The organism is Mesorhizobium sp. M5C.F.Ca.IN.020.32.2.1, assembly GCF_004023105.1.
GTDB classification, from domain to species: domain Bacteria; phylum Pseudomonadota; class Alphaproteobacteria; order Rhizobiales; family Rhizobiaceae; genus Mesorhizobium; species Mesorhizobium wenxiniae.
The window spans coordinates 1-673 of the sequence record NZ_RZSX01001530.1 but is presented as its reverse complement, the minus strand read 5'-3'; the positions used below and the strand labels follow the sequence as shown (position 1 = coordinate 673).

Below are 673 nucleotides of genomic sequence, written 5' to 3'. Positions count from 1 at the left end.
GTGTAGGGCGTACCACGTAGGCATGACTGGACGCCAAAGAGACGGTAGCGCAGCCCGTCTGAAACCCACGTGTCGCCGGTTTCGAGCGTGACACCTGGCTGGAGATCGAAGTAACCGGCTGGTGCTGCGGCTGCTGCCACCGGAGCTAGCGCGACACCGAGAATGGCGAGAAGCCTTCTCATTGTGATTTTGCCCGTGGATCGGCCCACATGCCGTAGGACCCCGCCTTGCCGATTTCCTCCGCCTTTGCGAGATCCGGGCGGACGTATGTTCCGTCCGGCTTTTTGGCGAGCCGAAGCGCTCCAAGTGACAAAAGCTGTTCTTCGAACATGTCGACAGTGTCGAGACTGCCCGGGTAGTTGTAGTAGCCGTAGCAGGTCGCATTCTGCTTCGCGGCGTTCTGCTCACTCACAAACGCGCGGCAGAAAATCACCTTCGGGCTTTTCAACATGATCTGAAGCTGCTCTTGGGCGAATGCGGAGCACGCCCCGGCGAAGTCTTCCTTGCGGTTGACCATCTCGCCCTGACACGGCTCGAGCCCGAAAAGATGCAGCGTCGTTTTTTCATCAGCGCGAAAGTCTGTCGGGGAGACGGCCTTGTAACCAGCCTCAGACGCATAGCCCGTGCGGTCCACGACCTTACCGGAACCGTCGTAATACTCGACGACCAGCAC

The 673-nt window shown here is 59.4% G+C and carries 1 protein-coding gene and 1 pseudogene; both read right to left on the bottom strand.

The genetic code is table 11. The features are described 5' to 3' along the window. A pseudogene (locus tag EOA86_RS39790) lies at positions 1-182 on the bottom strand (thermonuclease family protein); the annotation flags it as partial. Then, the coding region (locus tag EOA86_RS37240) for a hypothetical protein (protein WP_128345873.1) at positions 179-673 on the bottom strand (495 nt) is incomplete at its 5' end. The pseudogene EOA86_RS39790 and the gene EOA86_RS37240, both read right to left, overlap by 4 nt.